This is a genomic window from Dyella sp. PARNA 12/25 (assembly GCF_055702865.1).
Window position 1 is genome coordinate 258,495 of sequence record NZ_JBVQCI010000004.1, and the last position, 19,136, is coordinate 277,630.

Annotated in this window: 14 protein-coding genes; 5 read left to right on the top strand and 9 right to left on the bottom strand. The window is 63.4% G+C overall.

The window, feature by feature from the left end:
* Nucleotides 1-25: 25 nt before the first annotated feature.
* From AC0GUR_RS11435 to AC0GUR_RS11445, 3 genes are all read right to left on the bottom strand, one after another.
* Entirely contained in the window at nucleotides 26-2,164 is a 2,139-nt protein-coding gene (locus tag AC0GUR_RS11435) for an NAD(P)-binding protein (RefSeq protein WP_472877601.1), read from the bottom strand.
* On the bottom strand, nucleotides 2,164-3,144 hold the full coding sequence (locus AC0GUR_RS11440) for an acetoacetate decarboxylase family protein (RefSeq protein ID WP_472877602.1): 981 nt from the start codon (nucleotides 3,142-3,144) through the stop codon (nucleotides 2,164-2,166). The genes AC0GUR_RS11435 and AC0GUR_RS11440 overlap by 1 nt, the downstream gene beginning before the upstream one ends.
* Nucleotides 3,145-3,246: 102 nt before the next feature.
* Entirely contained in the window at nucleotides 3,247-3,864 is a 618-nt protein-coding gene (locus tag AC0GUR_RS11445) for a LysE/ArgO family amino acid transporter (RefSeq protein ID WP_472877603.1), read from the bottom strand.
* A gap of 103 nt (nucleotides 3,865-3,967) precedes the next feature.
* On the opposite strand from AC0GUR_RS11445, the gene AC0GUR_RS11450 reads away from it, so the two are divergent.
* Nucleotides 3,968-4,867, top strand: a complete 900-nt coding sequence (locus tag AC0GUR_RS11450) for a LysR family transcriptional regulator ArgP (protein WP_472877604.1) — start codon at nucleotides 3,968-3,970, stop codon at nucleotides 4,865-4,867.
* Nucleotides 4,868-5,003: 136 nt separating this feature from the next.
* A complete protein-coding gene (locus AC0GUR_RS11455; protein ID WP_472877605.1) occupies nucleotides 5,004-5,549 on the top strand; it encodes a YaeQ family protein in 546 nt (181 codons plus the stop codon).
* A 116-nt stretch (nucleotides 5,550-5,665) separates the two neighbouring features.
* Here the strand turns inward: AC0GUR_RS11455 and sucD are convergent, their stop codons facing one another.
* Both sucD and sucC read right to left on the bottom strand, forming a co-directional pair.
* Complete coding sequence (gene sucD / locus AC0GUR_RS11460) at nucleotides 5,666-6,541, bottom strand: succinate--CoA ligase subunit alpha (protein WP_472877606.1); 876 nt, start codon at nucleotides 6,539-6,541, stop codon at nucleotides 5,666-5,668.
* Nucleotides 6,542-6,555: 14 nt separating this feature from the next.
* On the bottom strand, nucleotides 6,556-7,719 hold the full coding sequence (gene sucC, locus AC0GUR_RS11465) for an ADP-forming succinate--CoA ligase subunit beta (RefSeq protein WP_472877607.1): 1,164 nt from the start codon (nucleotides 7,717-7,719) through the stop codon (nucleotides 6,556-6,558).
* A 305-nt stretch (nucleotides 7,720-8,024) separates the two neighbouring features.
* On the opposite strand from sucC, the gene AC0GUR_RS11470 reads away from it, so the two are divergent.
* On the top strand, nucleotides 8,025-9,659 hold the full coding sequence (locus AC0GUR_RS11470; RefSeq protein WP_472877608.1) for a sensor histidine kinase: 1,635 nt from the start codon (nucleotides 8,025-8,027) through the stop codon (nucleotides 9,657-9,659).
* Nucleotides 9,660-10,007: 348 nt separating this feature from the next.
* Nucleotides 10,008-11,414 carry a sigma-54-dependent transcriptional regulator gene (locus tag AC0GUR_RS11475; RefSeq protein WP_472877609.1) on the top strand — a complete coding sequence of 469 codons (1,407 nt, stop codon included), beginning with the start codon at nucleotides 10,008-10,010 and terminating at the stop codon, nucleotides 11,412-11,414.
* 118 nt (nucleotides 11,415-11,532) lie between these two features.
* Here the strand turns inward: AC0GUR_RS11475 and AC0GUR_RS11480 are convergent, their stop codons facing one another.
* The 4 genes from AC0GUR_RS11480 to AC0GUR_RS11495 form a co-directional block, all read right to left on the bottom strand.
* Nucleotides 11,533-13,113, bottom strand: coding sequence for a two-component system sensor histidine kinase NtrB (locus AC0GUR_RS11480; RefSeq protein WP_472877610.1), 1,581 nt, complete (start codon nucleotides 13,111-13,113; stop codon nucleotides 11,533-11,535).
* A 54-nt stretch (nucleotides 13,114-13,167) separates the two neighbouring features.
* On the bottom strand, nucleotides 13,168-13,614 hold the full coding sequence (locus AC0GUR_RS11485) for a response regulator (protein ID WP_472877611.1): 447 nt from the start codon (nucleotides 13,612-13,614) through the stop codon (nucleotides 13,168-13,170).
* Nucleotides 13,611-15,407, bottom strand: coding sequence for a sensor histidine kinase (locus tag AC0GUR_RS11490; RefSeq protein WP_472877612.1), 1,797 nt, complete (start codon nucleotides 15,405-15,407; stop codon nucleotides 13,611-13,613). The genes AC0GUR_RS11485 and AC0GUR_RS11490 overlap by 4 nt, the downstream gene beginning before the upstream one ends.
* A 111-nt stretch (nucleotides 15,408-15,518) precedes the next feature.
* On the bottom strand, nucleotides 15,519-17,837 hold the full coding sequence (locus AC0GUR_RS11495) for a GH92 family glycosyl hydrolase (protein ID WP_472877685.1): 2,319 nt from the start codon (nucleotides 17,835-17,837) through the stop codon (nucleotides 15,519-15,521).
* Between the two features lie 224 nt (nucleotides 17,838-18,061).
* Between AC0GUR_RS11495 and AC0GUR_RS11500 the strand changes: the two genes are divergently transcribed.
* Nucleotides 18,062-19,108 (top strand): LacI family DNA-binding transcriptional regulator, encoded by a 1,047-nt coding sequence (locus AC0GUR_RS11500; protein WP_472877613.1) that lies wholly within the window; start codon nucleotides 18,062-18,064, stop codon nucleotides 19,106-19,108.
* Nucleotides 19,109-19,136: the final 28 nt, after the last annotated feature.

The window sequence follows — 19,136 nt, forward strand, 5'->3', positions numbered from 1 at the left end:
GATCGCAAACGATCACCGCACTCTCTTACCAGCCCTGCTCGCCGGCGATCGTTGCCGGGTAACCACTGATGGCGCGACTGGCCTGCATACCGCCCATGACCGCAGCCTCCACACAACCGGCATCGAGGCCGGTCTTCAGCCAATCGCCGGCAAGAAACAGGTTGGTGAATCCGCTTTCGTCAGCATGCAACCGGAACGCCGATGTTCCCACCAGCGACTGCACGTAGCGTTCGGATGGGTCGACATTCACACGCCAGTACTGCCGGTCGAAGCGCGCCGCACCCTCGCCACCTTCAGGATCGACCAGCCATGTCCAGTCGAAACCCTGTGCGCCAACGTTGGTCCATAGCACACGCATGTCATGGTTGAGCTGATGGATCGCCGAAGCCTTTACCTGGTCCGCACAGCGCACGGGAAAATCGTGATCGCTCTCTGGCGGATAATGGCTCACCGCAAAGGCGTTGCAAAAGTAAGAAACATTGAGCGGCTCGTCGCCCTGTGGCCAGGTTTCGCGACACAGCAGCTGGTCCATCGACGCCCAAGTGTCGAACGGCTCGGTGAAGCCCGACAACACTGGCTCTTCGCCATCGGCGACAGCGCAGCTCCAGCCCATCTCCTGCAGGTTGCGGCGCGTCCATAGCTGGTACGCCTGCGTAGCCACGGCGGCTACGTTGTCACTGCAGTGGCGCAATGCGGGACTGCGTTCAAGCAGCGCTGGCGCCACCACTGGCAAGCTGGCCACCGAAAGCCCGAACACAATGTCATCGAAATCCACGCCACGTCGCAGCGTCTTTTCCGGCAGGGGCTGATGGAAACGTTCTTCGTAACGTTGCGGCCAGTCGGACCACTGACATTCCAGATTGACGCGGTACTGCCTGAGCACCTCAACCTGCTCGGGATCCAACTGTTCGTAACGCGGCTCGGAAGGCCAACATGGCAATCCCTTCACGTCCCTGAGAGGCTCATAGACGGTGCGCCCACTTTGCAGTGCCACTTGCTGCTGCAGCACCAGCTCCTCCACAGCGGTACCGCTGCCATCGGGTCGCAGTGCAAGCAATTTATGCAAGTAGTGGAACCGCACACCGCGACGTTCAAGCAATTCATGCAGCGGGGCAAACACGACATCGCCCATGCCCGCCTGCATCTTGTACATGATGGCGCCACGGTAGCCGAGGCCCACCTTGAGCATCCCGCGCAGCATCGTGCCCGCTTCGATCTCCGGCCGCGCGGGATCGCCGTCGCGATACGCGAAGACCAGGTCGTAGAACCCGCGCACCGGCGCGCTATTCACGCTTGCCGGTTGCGCGCCATTGACGGCCAGCCAAGCGCAGAAGTCGACGTTGTTGATGACCTCGAAGCCCTTGCCCACCACATCATCGGCCAGCATGCCAATGCCAACCGCCAAGGCCAGATCCATGCACAGATAAAGCCGGCGCACATCATCCGGCCAGAGACCGGCCTTCTGTAACCACGCACCCACGTCGTGCAATGCGCCTTGCAACCATTTCAGCAGTGACAGCACGTTTTGCGCATGCGTAGCGGACTCCGCCTGTGCATCGAGATAGGTCAGCTCACTCGCCCTGCCAACAAGGGCGGCGACATCTTGGTTGAGAACTTCATTGAGCAGAACCGACGACGCTTCGAGCCCCTGCACATCCAGAACCAGCGGCTTGCTCGCGAGGCCATTCCACTCATCCACCCAAATGCGAATCTGGCCCAGTACGCTTGCGAGCGCCGACGTTATGTTCGTCATTTCACGCGGCGTGCCCGGCTCACCCGGCAACAACGGCGTAAGGATGGACCACACCCGCCATGCGTCATCAATGGCTTCGGTCAGGCATACAAGGCGATGCTTCTTGAAGGCCTCATCCCATGTCGCCAACGGACTCCCGGGCGGACGACCAAGCGCGCTGTAGGCCTCGCGCATCAACTGGAAGGCGTTGTCGTAGAAGCCGAACCAGATATGCAGCCCATGCTCTTCAATGCGCTCGGCCATGCCCGCATTGCGACCACTCGCCCCCTTACCGCCGAGGCGCCAGCCCATCTGGTAAACGTCGATCTGATACTCGTTCTGCCAACCCTCGCGACTGGTCAGCCAGAACGCGGCCGTCATGGCCCCGACGCCACCTCCGAGGATGGCGATACGGCGTGGTCGTGCAGACATCAGCGTGCCTCCGTGCCCGAACTGTTGTTCACCAGCTCCACGCCGGGTTCGACGTGAAAGTCAAAGTCGATCCGATAGCCGAAATACGCCTTCTGTTCACCCAGCGACCAGCCCAGCGTGTGGGCGAGCGGGAAACTCGCAAAGTCGTGCAGATGCAGGCAGTAGTTGTTTCCCAGCACCTTCAGCTCGTGGATGGACTGCACTCGTGCATTGGCGGCCACGATGGCTTGATAAACCGCCTGTTCGCCCGTGGCGTCGGGAAACTGCTTCAGGAAAATCTGTGGCATGGCCGGGAACTGCATGAACCACTGATCGAACGGCTCACGCCACGACGACTCACCACACCAGAAGTTCGGCGCCTGATTCAACTCCCCCAGCAAATCGTATCGCCAGCTCTGTGCATCACTGACGGGGCGTCCGCCACCGAGCTGGGCCTCACCCGTTACTTCCAACAGGGGATGCACGCTCAACTCGCTCTCGGGTGCGAAAGGCTGGAATCCTTTGGCGGCCAGCGTGAATGCAAGCGGCGGATCGTCGGGCCCGGGCATGGTGTAATTGCACAGGTACTTCGGATAACCGAACACCTCGCGCCCCACAATCAGCGCCATGCAGTCGTCGACCCAGATATGCAGCGGGTACGCGTAGAACGACGGCAGCGTTTGTCCCGGTGGAAATCCAGCCACCAGCACCCACGCCACGATATCGACTTCACGACCCCAGCCCTTCGCACTATCGTCCGGCCACAGGCTGTAGGCACGCGCGATGTCGGTGAAGGTCATCAGCACATAGGGAGACACCACATAGCATGGCATCTTCCCTCCCCCGCCTGCGTTGAGCGTGGCATCGATGCTCGCCTGCAAGGCCTTGCCATTGCCAGGCACCCAGAACCCATACATGCGGGCCTTGGTGAGCGCCAACGGCGGATGCATCAAGGGTGAACCTGGTGGATACAGGAACGGCGGACGCGACGGTGCTGCCATGCGAATTCCCCCCGGAAACGTATGAGAGACCATACGCTCGCATGATGACTGGTTGTTGTCGATCCGCCGCCTGGTGTCAGGCCATCGTTGATCCGACAGCGCTTACCCAACGGGGTGACGCAGCAGCACCACGACCAGTGTCAGCATGAACAAGGCAATCGCCACATCGAACACGCGCCAGGCCAACTGGCTGCGAAACACCGGCAGCAGCAGACGGGCGCCATAGCCCAGCGACAGAAACCACACAATGCTTGCGGTCGACGCGCCTGCCGCGAATGCCCAGCGCTCGTCACCTTCGTAATGGGTGGAAAGACTGCCAAGCAATACCACCGTGTCCAAATACACATGCGGGTTGAGCAAGGTGAAAGCGAGGCAGGCCGTCACGACGCGACCACGACTGAGCATGCCGTCTCCTGCCGGCTGCAACCCGCTCTCTCCCCGCCATGCACGTCGCAGCGCCATAGCGCCATAAGCGGCAAGGAAGGCCGCACCGGCACAACGTAGCCAGTCCAACAGGCCCGGATGCTGCTGCACCATCAACCCCATACCAGCCACGCCGAGCAGGATCAGACTAATGTCTGCAAGCACACACACCGCCACCACCGAACCGATGTAGTGGCGCTGCAAGCCCTGGCGCAACACGAACGCATTCTGCGCACCGATGGCAATGATGAGGCCGGCGCCCGCGCCGAGACCGGCCAGGTAAGCCGAAGAAAACATGGGAAACCCCCTTGAAAAGGCGTCCACTGTGCCGCGCGAACGCGCTTCAGTAAAACTAAATATGCTTAGGTCACTTAAGTTTCTCTAAATCTGGAGTGTCGCCATGAGCCTGCTCAATCCCCAGCTGACGGCCTTTGCAGCGGTGCTCGACGAGGGCAGCTTCGACGGCGCTGCACAGCGTCTCTCCCTTACCCCTTCGGCCATTTCGCAGCGAATCAAGGCGCTGGAGGATCGCCTGGGCCAGGTACTGATTCTCCGCCACACACCATGCACCGCCACCGCGGCGGGCAAGCAACTGCTGCGCAGCGTGCAACAGATGCGACTGCTGGAAGCCGAAACCCTGGAAACCTTTCGCATCGGCCAGCCAGACGCCGGCCCGACATCGGTGGCGATTGCGGTGAATGCGGATTCGCTGGCCACGTGGTTCCTTTCCGCGCTCGCTCAGTTGCACAAAGATCAGCAACTGCTGTTCGACGTACGCGTGGAAGACCAGGATCACTCCACCGACTTGTTGCGTGATGGCTCGGTCATCGGCGCCATCACCTCCATTGCTCAACCCGTGCAGGGCTGCAGCGTAAAAAAACTTGGCGTGATGCGTTATCTGCCAGTGGCTTCGCCGGGGTTTGTGAAGCAACATTTCGCCCGTGGCTTGGACGCAACGTCGCTAAGTCAGGCACCGATGCTGGTCTTCAATCGCAAGGATGCCTTGCAATGGCGCTTCATCCACAGCGTCACTCGCGCACGCCTGGCGCCGCCAATGCATTACCTGCCGTCGTCCACGGCTTTCGTCGAGGGCGCCGAGTTGGGCCTGGGCTGGGCCATGGCGCCTGAGTCGATGTTGGAAAGAACCTTTACCGAAGGCCGCTTGAAACCCATTGCGCCCGGGCGCTGGCTCGACGTGCCCCTCTATTGGCAACACTGGTCGATTCGGTCTCCCACGCTTTCCATGGTGACCGACGCATTACTGCAGGCGGCACGACGCGGACTCCGCCAATCGCGCTGAGGGCCGGCGTTCGCGGACGAACGAGGCTCGCCGCAGGTCGCACGCCAGTGCCGGATCGCGCATGCGAGCCCAGTGACCAATGGCAAGCGTGCCATCGCTTACACTGTGCCGCTTCCCCTCCACGGATCATCCCGCGATGGCGCTCCAAGCCACCATCCACAAGGCGGAGCTGCAAGTCAGCGACATGGACCGGCATTACTACGCCACCCATGCCCTGACGCTGGCCCGCCATCCCTCCGAAACCGAACAGCGACTCATGGTCCGCCTGCTGGCCTTCGGCTTGTTCGCCCATGACAAGCTGGAATTCGGCAAAGGCCTGAGCAGCGACGACGAGCCCGATCTCTGGCGCAAGGACTACAGCGGCGAGATCGAGCAATGGATCGAACTGGGGCAGCCCGACGAAGCGCGTATCCGCAAGGCCTGCGGACGTGCGAAGCAGGTCGTGGTGATCAACTACGGCGGTCGCGCGGCCGACATATGGTGGGACAAGAACGCCACGGCCCTGGCCCGCCACCGCAACCTCACCGTGCTCGACGTGCCTGCGGAAACCGTCACCGCACTGGGCAACATGATCGAACGCAGCCTGCGCCTGCAGTGCTTGATCCAGGATGGACACATCCATCTGCTGGGAGACAACGCCGAAGTGGCCGTAGCACTGCGAACGCGAATGGCCTCTGCGTAACCGGACGTTCCCATTTGGCGTCTGCAACGAATGACGCATCCAGGGTGAACACGAACAAACAAAAAGGGCCGCATCGCTGCGGCCCTTTTCGTATCGGTCAAAAAGACCCGAAAGACTTACTTCTTCATCAGACCGGCGAGGGTCTTGCCGAGGTCGGCCGGGGACTTCACCGTGGTGACGCCCGCCTTCTCCAGCGCAGCGAACTTTGCAGCTGCCGTGCCCTTGCCGCCCGAGATGATGGCGCCAGCATGACCCATGCGCTTGCCCGGAGGAGCCGAAGCGCCCGCGATGAACGAGACCACCGGCTTCTTGACGTACTCGCCGATGAACTCGGCGGCGTCTTCCTCAGCGCTGCCGCCGATTTCGCCGACCATGATGATGCCTTCGGTCTGCGGATCGTCCTGGAACATCTTCAGGCAGTCGATGAAGCTCAGGCCGTTGATCGGGTCGCCGCCGATGCCGATCACGGTGGACTGGCCCAGGCCTTCGTTGGTGGTCTGGAACACCGATTCGTACGTCAGCGTGCCCGAGCGCGACACGATGCCGACCTTGCCCGGCATGTGGATGTGGCCCGGCATGATGCCGATCTTGCACTCGCCCGGGGTGATGATGCCGGGGCAGTTCGGCCCGATCAGCACGGTTTCCGGATGCTGCGCCAGCACGTTCTTCACGCGCAGCATGTCGAGCACCGGGATGCCTTCGGTAATGGCCACGATGACCTTGATGCCGGCGTCGATGGCTTCGAGGATCGAGTCGGCCGCGAACGGCGGCGGCACGAAGATGACGGAGGCGTCAGCACCGGTTTCATCGACGGCTTCGACCATCGAGTTGAAGACCGGCAGGCCGATGTGCTCGGTGCCACCCTTGCCCGGGGTCACGCCGCCCACGACCTTGGTGCCGTAGTCCAACGCCTGCTGTGCGTGGAAGGTGCCCTGCTGGCCGGTGAAGCCCTGCACGAGGACCTTGGTGTTCTTGTTGACGAGAACGCTCATGGTTTAGTTGCTCCTCAGGCCTTGGCCGCAGCCACGGCTTTCTGCGCCGCGTCGTTGAGATCGTTGGCCGGCGTGATCGCCAGGCCGGAGTTGGCCAGCAGTTCGCGGCCCAGCTCCACGTTGGTGCCCTGCAGGCGCACCACGACCGGGATCTTCAGACCCACTTCCTTCACGGCCGCGATGATGCCTTCGGCGATCAGGTCGCAACGCACGATGCCGCCGAAGATGTTGACCAGGATGGCCTTCACCTTGTCGGAGGAAAGGATGAGCTTGAACGCCTCGGTGACGCGTTCCTTGGTGGCGCCGCCGCCGACGTCAAGGAAGTTGGCCGGCTCGCCGCCTGCCAGCTGGATCACGTCCATGGTGGCCATGGCCAGGCCTGCGCCGTTGACCATGCAGCCGATGGAGCCGTCCATCGTGACGTAGTTGAGGTTGTGCTGCACGGCAGCGGCCTCAGCAGCGTCTTCCTGGGTCAGGTCGCGCATGGCGGCCAGGTCCGGGTGACGGAATTCGGCGTTGTCGTCGGAATTGACCTTGCCGTCGAGGGCGGCGAGGTTGCCGTCTTCGAGGATGGCGAGCGGGTTCAGCTCAACCAGGGCCAGATCCTTCTCGTTGAACAGCTTGTACAGGCCCAGCATGATCTTGGTCAGCTGGCCGACCTGCTTCGCGTTGAGGTCCATGGCGAAGCCGAGCTGGCGGCACTGGTACGGCTGCAGGCCTTCCACGAAATCAACCACGATGGTGTGGATGTCTTCCGGGGTGTCCTTGGCGACCTGCTCGATGTCCACGCCGCCGTGCTTGGAGGCGATGAACGAGACCGACTTGGAGTCACGGTCCGTCAGGATCGACAGGTAGAGTTCCTTGGCGATGTTGGTGGCATCCGTCACCAGCACCAGGTTCACCGGCAGCGCACGGCCGGCGGACTGGTAGGTTTCCATGTTGGTGCCCAGCATGCCCTTGGCTGCTGCGCGCACATCGTCAAGGCTCTTGCAGAACTTGACGCCGCCGGCCTTGCCGCGGCCGCCTGCGTGAATCTGTGCCTTGACCATCCACTGCGAACCACCAAGGTGCTTGGCGGCGTCGACAGCGGCATCGGGAGAGTTGGCGACCTTGCCCGGGGGCACGGCAATGCCGTACTTCGCGAACAATTCTTTGGCCTGGTACTCGTGGAAATTCATGGATACCTCGAGAGTACGGGGAAACATGGCGGCCGTTGGGCTGTGGGAAACCCAGACGGTCAGGGGAACGACGGCGGTACGAGCGCTGCCGGATGCAGTGCGCCGCCGTCAGGCCTTGTGACATGACGAAAACCGCGCAATACGGCCGCCTATTTTCGCGGAAGCGGCCCCTGATGGAAAGGGGCGACGCCCATCAGGCGCCCCATTAGGCCGTTCGGAGGAGGCCTCTACCGTCTGTCGCCCGTGAAGACCGCGTCTATACTGGGCCGGACGTCCCGAGAGTGCCCAGCCAGGTGTCCAGCACCGTGCAGCCCACCTACCCTGTCGCCCGCTCAGCCCCCGAGGCGGCGCGGCACGAACTCCTGTTTCTGAACAGCTTCCGCCTGGCGCAGGCCCTGGTCTATGTGGGTCTGGCGCTGAGCCCGAACGCCCTGGGCTGGCCGAAACTGGCCGATGTGGGGCTAGCGCGTGGCGTGGCGGTGCTGTTCCTGCTGTTTGCACTGGGCATGCTGTCGCTCACCCGTCGATCCACGCCGTGGATGCGCTGGGCGGTGTCCGGCTCGCTGGTGGTGGACATCATCGCGGCGGTGCTGGCCATCATCACCATGCATGACGCCCGCATCGGCATCGCCATGATGCTGGCGGTCAACCTGGCGGCGGGCGCGCTGATCCTGCCTTTGCGGCTGTCCTGCTTCTTTGCCTCGCTGGCCACACTGGGTGTGCTGGGCCATTCGGTGTTCGAGATCCAGCACGGCACCGTGGGCATGGACCGGGAACTGCTGGAGTCGAGCCTGTTCGGCGTTGCCTACTTCGCCATTACGGTGCTTTGTTACGTGCTGAGCCGGCAGATTCGCGCCAGCGAGGCCCTCGCCGAACAGCGCGGGGTCGACCTCGCCAACCTGGGGCAGGTCAACGAATTGATCATCCGCCGCATGAAAACCGGCGTGTTGCTGGTGGATGACGCCAATCGGATTCACCAGATCAATGAATCGGCGTGGATGCTGCTGGGCAACCCGTCGGCCGACCAGCGCGACCTGGGCCGCGTGGCGCCGGAACTGTCCCGTCGCCTCTACCACTGGATGACCTCAGGCAAGCTGGACGAATCGGCCACCCAGCTGGCTGACGGCGTGCCCGAAGTGGTGCCCCGTTTCAGCCGTCTGGCGCCGAACGACGACTCGCACGTGCTGATCTTCCTGGACGACACCTCGCTGGTATCGCGTCGCGCGGAAGAGCTCACGCTCAGCTCGCTGGGCCGCCTGTCCGCCTCCATTGCTCATGAGATCCGCAACCCGCTGGCGGCCATCCGCTATTCCGCGCAGCTGCTCGCCGAGTCGGAAGACCTGCCGCCGACCGACCAGCGCATGGTGGAGATCATCAACAACCACTGCGTGCGCTTGAACGAGATCATCGAGAACATCCTCCAGCTATCGCGCCGCGAGCGCTCGCGGCCGGAAACGCTGGACCTCGGCCACTGGGCCAACCAGTTCGTGGAGGAATACCGCCAGGGCAACGACCTGGGCGAGGATTCGCTACGTGTTATCCAGGCCAGCACCCCGGTGGCCGCCGTGGCCGACCCGCAGCAGTTGCAGCAAGTGGTCTGGAACCTGGTGCAAAACGCCCTGCGCTACGGCCGCATGCCGGGCGAGCCCGCCCGCGTGATGGTGGTGGCGCGGCACGGCGAGCATGGCGTGCCCATCCTTGAGGTGATCGACCGCGGCCCCGGCATCGCGCCGAAAGTGGCTGCGCAGATCTTTGAGCCGTTCTACACCACGCATGAGTACGGCACTGGCCTGGGCCTGTATCTCGCCCGCCAGATGAGCGAGGCGAATCAGGCATCGCTGGAATACGTACGCGTGGCCGGTGGTGGCAGTTGCTTCCGCCTGCTGCTGACGCCGGCGCGGATGGGCAAGGCCACGGGCGATACGGCGGCGGCGGGCTGAGTAGGCGCTTTTCTGTAGGAGCGCACTTGTGCGCGACCGGTGTGCGTCACAGTTTCGACCGGACGCCGCGGTCGCCCACAAGTGCGCTCCTACAGGTTATATGGCGTGAACCAGGTCACACTTCCCGCGCCCTCACAAATAGCCCGAGCCAGCTGTACACCCAACAGCAGCCTGGGCGGATCTTGACCACGCGCCCCAAGGCGCGCCCAGTGGCAGGCTATCCGCCTCGATGGGCGCCACTTTCATCGGCCCAAATCCGCGCCGGACAAACCCCTGCGTATGGCATGACCTTTGCCCACTTTGAGGGTGGCGGTTATCCTACTCGCGACTATTGCCCATACCGACGACATGAGCCAACAGACCGTCCTGGTCATCGACGACGAACGCGATATTCGCGAGCTTCTGACCATTACCCTCGGCCGCATGGATTTGCTGGTCGACGCCGTGGGCACCGTAACGGAAGCACGGCGCGCCCTCGCCGAGCGGCACTACGACCTGTGCTTCACCGACATGCGCCTGCCGGATGGCACCGGCCATGAACTGGTCGAGCTGATTTCGGCGGAGCACCCCGACACGCCGGTGGCGATGATTACCGCCTACGGCAATGTCGACGCGGCGGTGAATGCGCTGAAGGCAGGTGCTTTCGATTTCGTCTCCAAGCCGGTCGACATCCAGATGCTGCGCCGCCTGGTGCGTACCGCCCTGCGTCTGGCCGAAGAGCGCCGCAGCGGCCATGCCGCCGCCAAGCCCGACGGCAACGAGCGCCTGATCGGCGAGTCGCATGCCATGCAGCAGGTGCGCGCCACCATCGCCAAGCTCGCGCGCAACCAGGCGCCGGTGTACATCGCCGGCGAATCCGGCGTGGGCAAGGAACTGGTCGCCCGCCTCATCCATGAGCAGGGCCCGCGAGCCACCGGCCCGTTCGTGCCCGTGAACTGCGGCGCGATCCCCTCCGAGCTGATGGAGAGTGAATTCTTCGGCCATCGCAAGGGCAGCTTCACCGGCGCGGTAGGCGACAAGGAAGGCCTGTTCCAGGCTGCCCATGGCGGCACGCTGTTCCTCGACGAAGTGGCCGAACTGCCGCTGCACATGCAGGTGAAACTGCTGCGCGCGATCCAGGAAAAGGCGGTGCGTCCCATCGGCGCGCGCGAGGAAGTGCCGGTCGACGTACGCATTCTCTCCGCCACGCACAAGAACCTGGCTGCGTTGGTGGAGCAGGGCCAGTTCCGTCAGGACTTGTTCTATCGCATCAACGTGATCGAACTGCGCGTGCCGCCGCTGCGCGAGCGCCGTGGTGACGTGCCGCTGCTGGCGAGCTTCGTGCTCCGCCAGCTCGCCACCAAGAGTGGTGGCGCCCAGGGTCGCCTGCTGCCACCGGCGCAACAGGCGCTGGAGGCCTACGACTTCCCGGGCAACGTACGCGAGCTGGAGAACATTCTCGAGCGTGCCATGGCGATGTGCGATGGCGACCAGATCGACGTCAGCGACCTGATGCTGCCGCAGCGTTCACCGCGCGCGCAGGAGTCGGTGCCAGCCATGGCAGCTGTTGCCGGTATGGCGCCTCCCGCAGCGCCCGTGCCTGCCGCCGCCCCGTCCGCCAATGGTGGCCTGGACGACTACATCAGCAATCTGGAACGCACGGCGATCATCAAAGCGCTGGAGGAATCCCGCTACAACAAGACGGCGGCGGCGAAGAAGCTGGGGATTACGTTCCGGGCGTTGCGATACAAGTTGAAGAAGCTGGGCATTGATTGATGCGAAAAGGCCGAACGATGTTCGGCCTTTTTGTTTCTAGGTTTCGCTATTGCTCCCTCTCCCCTAAGGGGCGAGCGAGCTAAAAGCCCGCGCCACCCAGCTCACGGAAACAACACCCCTACAACAACCTCTCCGACAACTCCCCACCCACCCCGGCTTCCAGCGCCTCTCTCACCGTCCGCAACAACTTCAACGTAGAGATCGGCTTGTCGACCAGATAGAGATGCTCCATCACCGGCAACTCATCCATGTCAGGCGGCGCATCAGGACGCGCCAGCAGAATCACCGCGCTGCGATACCCGTGATCAAACAGCGCCGCCAGCGTACGCACGCCGGTGAACAGATTCATGTCCGCATCCAGCACCACCAGGTCCGGCACACCTTGCGCCTCGAGCCACTGCAACGCCGCCGTACCACTCTGGCTGGCGTGCGCCTGATAGCCCCAGGAGTCGAGTGTGTCGACCAGCAGCGACAGCTGACCGGCCTCCTCCACTACCACAAGCACGCGTTCTGCCTCGCCCTGCAGGTCGATGCTTCCTTCGTCCTCGCACAGAAGGACCGACTGCTCGAGCAGTGGAATGTAGAGATGAAAGCGGGTGCCGTTGCCCGCTTCGCTTTCCACCCGCATCACACCGCCATGCGCGGTAATGATGCGTTTGCACGAAATCAGGCCGAGGCCGGTCCCGGATTCCTTGGTGGTGAAGAACGGCTCGAACATGTGGTGCAGAACATCTGCACTCATGCCGGTACCGGTGTCGGCAACCGTGAGGCAGAGGTAGTTGCCTTCGCGCGCTTCCTCACCCGGCAGAAAGAAGCTCTGTGGCAAGGAAGACTGTGACGTGCGAATGCACAGGCAGCCGCCCTCCGGCATGGCTTGCAGCGCGTTGAGGCTGAGATTGAGCAGACACTGCTGCAGCTCGGTGTGGTTGCCGGCGAAGGTAAGTTCGGCATCGTAGGCCTCCATCTCCAGCGTCACGTTGCGCGGCACGCTGCCTTGCAGCAGCAGGCCGAGCGCATCGAGCAAGGCGCCGACGCGCACCTGCTCGGCGCGGCGCGCACCGCGTGCAAAGGAGAGCATCGACTGCACCATGTCCAGCCCACGCTTGCCGCAGTCGCGCACGAGGCGTCCCAGTCGGGCCAGGCGTGGGTCGTTCTGGTAATCCTGCAAGCTATCGCCGGCGAGTAGCAACGGCTGCAACAGGTTGCGCAAATCGTGACTGAGGCCGCCGGCCAGCATGGCGAGACTTTCAAAGCGTTGCGCGCGAATCAGCTCCGTTTCCGCGCGACGCCGTGCGCGCTGTGCCTCTGCCTCACGCAGCGCGCGGCGCACGGCCGAGGCAAGGCGCGCCGGGTTCTGTTTGAGAATGTAGTCCGTGGCACCGTTGCGCAGCGCTTCAATGGCGGCTTCTTCACCCAGCGTGGCGGACACAAAGATAAAGGGCAGATCCTGGTCGCGTTCGCGCAGAATGTCCAAGGCTCGCTGACCAGAGAAGCCAGGCATGCTGAGATCCGAAAGCACGATGTCCGGCTGGAAATTGTCCAGCGCAGTCAGGTACTCGCGTTCGGCATCCACCAGGCATACGTCGTACTTGATCGCGTCCGCATCGAGTTCGGACAGCACCAGTTCGGCATCGAGCTGGCTGTGCTCGATCTGAAGTACGCGAATTCTGGGAAGGTCCCAGTGTTGCCTGTCCGCCATCTGTGACTCCGTGTTGGGCCATCCATGTCCCGTCCTGCCTGGTGTTGCCTTGGATCAGTTCTGCTCTGGGCCCTGGTTGAGCACCGCCCAGAACTGCCCCAGCGTCCGCACCGCTTCAAAAAACTGGTCGACGTCGACCGGCTTGATCACATACGCATTCGCGCCGATGTCCCAGCTGCGCGCCAGATCACTCTCTTCGCGCGAGGATGACAGGATCACCACCGGCACGCGACGAAAACGATCGTCGGCACGCAACTGGGTGAGTACTTCAAGGCCGCTCATGCGAGGCATCTTGATATCCAGCAACACCACGGCCGGGTCGACTGGTTCGCGACTGGACCACTCGCCGCGGCAATAGAGATAGTCGAGACAATCCACGCCATCTTCGAGATGCACGACGGGATTGGCGAGATTGGCGCCGGCCAATGCATCCATGGCCATTTCGGCGTCGGCGAGGCTGTCCTCGACCAGCAGAATGGTGCGAATGTCTCGGTGATTCATGGGCGTCTCTGCGCAAAGCTTTCTGCCAGATCCGAAGAAGGCAGGGTGAAATGGAAACGCGCTCCCTGACCGGGTTGCGCGTCTGCCCACACTCGACCGCCATGGCGCGTCACGATGCGTCGCACGTTGGCGAGGCCGATGCCGTTACCAGGAAACTCCGAAGCCCGATGCAGGCGCTGGAAAACGCCGAACAGCTTGCCGGCGTACTGCATGTCGAAGCCCGCACCATTATCGCTCACCAGGAACTCATAGCTACCGTCGCGGTTGCGCTGCACGTCCACATCAATGCGCGCCACGTCGCATTTGCCGGTGTACTTGACGGCGTTGCCGAGCAGGTTCTGCCATACAGTGCGCAACATGTTTTCGTCGCCGATCACGATGGGCAGCGGCGCAATGGACCAGACGATATGGCGCCCATGGGCATCTGTCTCCGCCAGCGCGCGCGCTTCATCGGCCAGCGATTGCATGTCTACCGGTTGCAAGCGCAAGGCGCCGCGACCAAGACGCGAGAACACCAGCAAATCTTCGATGAGCAAGGCCATGCGCCGCGATGCGTCGTTGATGACCTCGATGTAGTGCCGCGAGCGCTCGTCCGCGCCATCGCCGAGATGCTGCGACAGCTTGCCGGCAAAGCCACTGATATGACGCAAGGGTGCACGCAAGTCATGCGACACCGAGTAGCTGAACGCCTCCAGCTCGCGATTGACGTCGGAGACCTGCTCGATCTTGCCTTCGAGCTGACGATTGAGCTCTTTCACCTGCTGCTCGACCAGGGCGCGCGCGGTGACGTCGCTGAGCGTGAGCAACAGCACCGGGTCGCCGCCGCCGTCCTGCTCCAGGCGGCGCGCATTGATCACAACATGACGGTCCACGCCATCGATGGTGCGCTGGATGAGTTCGTAATCCCACAATTCGCGATCCAGCAACAGCACGTCGTTGAGTCGCTGCAGCAGTGCGCTGTCGGTCCAGGCGCCGTCGCCGATTTCAGTCAGCGGCATCGATTGGCGGAAGTCGGGAGGCAGGCCATACAGCTCGCCGAAGGCCGCGTTGACCAGCAAGGTGCCGAGGCTGGCGTCCAGCAGCGCGATGGGTTCGCGCACCGCCTGCACGATCAGCTGCGAGCGCTGCACCGCCTGCCCTTCGCGCACTTCGGCGCGCAGGCGGCGGCTGATCTGGCGCTCGGACACGATCACCACGATGGCCAGCAGCAGTATCTGCGCAAAGGCGGTGATGGTCAGCGCCAGGCTACTGTTGAAGGACTCGCGATTGGCCTCGTCACGCCGCTTCAGCAGCGTTGCGTTTTCATTGCGCACGATGCTGTCGATAAGGTCGTCCATCTTGAACAGCGTGCCGGAGTCGCGCATCGCAGCGGCGGCGCCCTCCTGATCACCATGCTCATGCCGCATGATCGCCTGCCCGCTCAGCGCCAGCCTCCCACTGACGGTGGAGCTGAGCGAACCGATCAGGGCCTGCTGGTCCGGACTGTCGCGGGTCATTTCGCGCAATTGCGAAAGCAGACCCGGCGCTTCGTGGCCGGCCCGTTCTGCCCGGATGCGCACCTGGGGGTCGAAGTCGCCGTGGATCAGGCGGTAGATGGCGGCCTCGCTATCGCGTGTCACATAGGCGATGCGATAGGTCAGCGACTTCACCTCGGTCGAGTGGGTGACGCGCTCGTTTGCCACGATGGCTTCGCTGGCCCCGTTGCGGGTCACCATGTACGGCAAGGCGACGATCACCAGCACGGCGGCCAATAAGCCACCTAATCGCCACCGCAAGGCCACACGGTCCTTCATGGCCGGTCGGAGCGTCGACGCCAGTTTCCAGGATGAGCGCAACATGTCTGGCATGTTTGCAGAATCACCCCGACCTTTACCACCTCTCATTGCCGGCTTTTTGATACGTCTTTAGTAGGTATTCCCTGACACTGGTTTAGACCCGACTGACATCACACTCATCGAGGACGGCCGGGCCTCCGCCCGCTGTCCCCAGGCGCGATTGGGCACGGCTTGCATGGTGAAGTGCAGCTCGCCACCGGCGAGGATCTCGCCATGCCGCAGGAACACGCGATCAAGCGGCTTGCCATTGAGGGTGACCTGACCGACGTACGGGTGGGCATCGTCCAGCGGATCGGCACTGACCTTAAAGGTTTTGCCGTTGCTGAGATGCAAGGTTGCGCTGGCCACGAACGGGCGGCCGATGGCGTATTCGTCGCTGGCCGGCGTCACCGGGTAAAAGCCCAGCGCCGTAAAGATGTACCAGGCGGACATCTGCCCCAGGTCGTCGTTACCTGCCAGCCCATCGGGCCGCGTGCCGTATTGGCTGTCCATGATCTGCTTGAGGCGCTTCTGGGTTTGCCACGGCGCGCCGGCGTAGTCGTAGAGATAAGCCAGGTGATGGCTGGGCTCGTTGCCATGGGCGTACCAGCCGATCAAACCGGTGATGTCCTCGACGTTGGCGAAATGCGAGGGGTCGACCTTGGCATCGAACACGCTGTCCAGCTTGGTGACGAAGCGCTGGTCGCCGCCCATGGCCTTGACCAGGGCCGCCACGTCTTGCGGCACATACCAGGAGTACTGCCACGCGTTGCCCTCGGTGTAGTCGCTGCCGTAACCCGCCGTATCGGGGTTGAACGGTTCGCGGAACTTGCCGTCGCTCTGGCGTGCCCGCATGAAGCCCGTCGAGGGGTCGTAGGCATGGCGCCAGTTGCCGGCGCGCTTCTCGAAGGTGGCGGCCACGTCTTTGCGCCCCATGGCCTTGGCCATCTGTGCCAGCGACCAGTCGTCGTAGGCGTATTCGAGGGTCTTGGAGGCGCCTTCCGGTTCCTTGTCGATAGGCACGTAGCCGAGCTTCATGTAATCGCCCAGGCCCCCATAGGGAGCATAGGTAGCGCTCGCCACCATGGCCTTCAGTGCGGCATCCGTATCAAAGCCGCGCACGCCTTTGATATACGCATCGGCGATTACCGGCACCGCGTGGTAGCCAATCATGCACCACGTCTCCAGGCCCTGGTACGCCCACACCGGCAGGATGCCGAACGGGCTGGCCTCGCGCGCCGCGATGAGCGAGCGAATGAAGTCGGTGCTGCGCTCGGGCATCAACAACGCCATCAGCGGCTGCTGCGCACGGTAAACGTCCCACAGCGACCAGGTGGAATGGAATTCGAACTTGCCGTTGGTATCGGTGGCCTGATGCACGGCACCGTCGGGGCCACGGAATTCCCCATTCACGTCCATGCTCAGCGTGGGCGACAGCAAGGCGTGATACAGCGAGGTGTAGAAACCCACGCGCTGGTCTTTCGATGCGTCCACGTCGATCACGCTCAACGCCTTGTCCCAATCGGCACGGGCCTGGGCACGGCGCGCATCGAAATCCCAGCCCTGGCCGTCGGCCTCGAGGTTGGCGACCGCATTGGCCTCGCTCACCGTGGAGATCGCCACCTTCACGCCCAGCGGCTGTTTCAGGTCGCCGAAATCAAATACGCCGACCAGGGCGCGCCCCTTCTGAGCGTCGTGATCCTCAGGTTGATTGCCGGGCCCCTTGAAGCCCTTATAGGTGATGTCAGTTTCGCGGTTGTAGAGCGTGCGCGAGCGCATCGGCTGCGAGAACCGCATGGCAAAACACAGCTCGCGCCCTGGCGCCCACCCCCGCGTCTCGCGGCAACCGGTGACGGTGCCGTCCTCGTGCACACGCAGCGAGGCCCACAGCACCTTGCCCGGGTAGTCGTAGATGCTGGGGCGCAGATCAAGCAGCAGATGTGCCGGCTTACCCTTGGGGAAGGTATAGCGATGCCAGCCGATGCGACGTCCGGCAGTGAGCTCCGCACGCACGGCGTAGTCGCTCAGGGTCACCGCGTAGTAACCCGCTTCGACCACTTCGCTGCCATGGCTGAAGCGCGAGCGGTAACCACTGCCCGGCGTGGCCGGGTCGCCCTGCTCCAGGCGCACCTCACCGGCAATCGGCATCACCAGCACATCGCCAAGGTCCGAATGACCGGAACCGGAGAAATGCGTGTGCGAAAACCCCAGCAGGCTGCTGTCGCCATACTGGTAACCGGCCGCCCATTTGTAGGCATGCTTGAAGTCTGGCATCGCCGTGTCGGGCGAGAGCTGGATCATGCCGAACGGCACCGTAGCCCCCGGAAAGGTATGGCCGCCGCCGCCCGTGCCGATGCGCGGATCGACATCCACCGAGTGACCTGTCTCAGCGTGAGCTACGGTCGGCATCGCGAGCGAAAACGAGATGGCGGCTGCCAGCAAACCAGGCAGCCAGGCACGAATGGGCGAACAGCTCATGAGATCCCCGGGGTCGCAATTTGAATCGTTCTAATTCTGGTCGACGCTAGCATCTGGAACGGCGCTGTTGCATGCTGCGACGCGCCATCGAAGGGAGTTCCGTTCGATGCGTGCGGCGGGTTACCTTTGGATCGTTCCAATCACCCAGGCCTGCAATGGAAAGCCAGACCCCGGTCGGTCGCAAGATCACTCTGAACGACATTGCAGCGACCTGTGGCGTGTCTCGCGCCACCGTGTCGCTGGTGCTTCGCGGCAGCCCTTTGGTCAACAAACTCACCCGGGCCAGGGTCGAGGAGGAGCTGCGCCACCAGGGCTACGTGTACAACCGCGCTGCAGCAAACCTGCGCCGACGCACGTCCTCAAGCATCGCGCTGGTGCTGAACGAGCTGGCCAACCCCTTTTTTGGTGAATTCGCGGCGGGCGTCGACGAGACGCTGGGCGAAGCCGGCTTCGTGACGCTGCTGGGCAATACCAGCGAATCGAGTGCACGTCAGCAGGCGGTGCTGGGCTCGCTGGTCGAGCATGGTCCGGGCGGCATCATTCTCTCCCCCGCTGAAGGCAGCGAGGTGCGCGATGTACTGGCAGCAGTCGGTACGCACACCCCGCTGGTGCTGTTCAACCGCGAGCTTGGCGGCGCCGTGCCCGAATACGCGCGCTGGGATCGCCTGATGCTGGACAACCAGCGCGGCACCCGGCTTGCCACCGAGCACCTGATCGCCCAGGGCCATCGCCGCATTGCCTTCTTCGGCGGCCATGACGATGCCAGCTCCACCCGCGAGCGCCACGCCGGCTACCTGCAGGCCATGCAGGCCGCGGGCCTCACCGTTTCCCCGCGCTGGCGTGTGCAGAGCATGCCCACGCGCATGGCAGCCGCGCGTGCGGCGCCTGCGCTGTTCGAAGGCGAGACCACACCGACCGCAGCGGTCTGCTACAACGACGCCACGGCGCTGGGCCTGATGCTGGGCTTGCACCAGTGCGGTCGACAGGCGGGGCGCGACTTCGCCGTCACCGGCTTTGACGACATTGCCGAAGCCTCGATGAGCATGCCATCGCTGACCACGCTCTCCACCTCGCCGCGCCTGCGCGGACGGCAAACCGCCGAGCTTCTTCTCGCCCGCCTGCGCGACCCACTGGCACCCGCAAGCACCACCATTGCGCCGGTGGAACTGGTCGTGCGCGAAAGCAGCTGTCCTCTTTCCTGACCTTCGGACTTCGCATGGCCTTTACAGC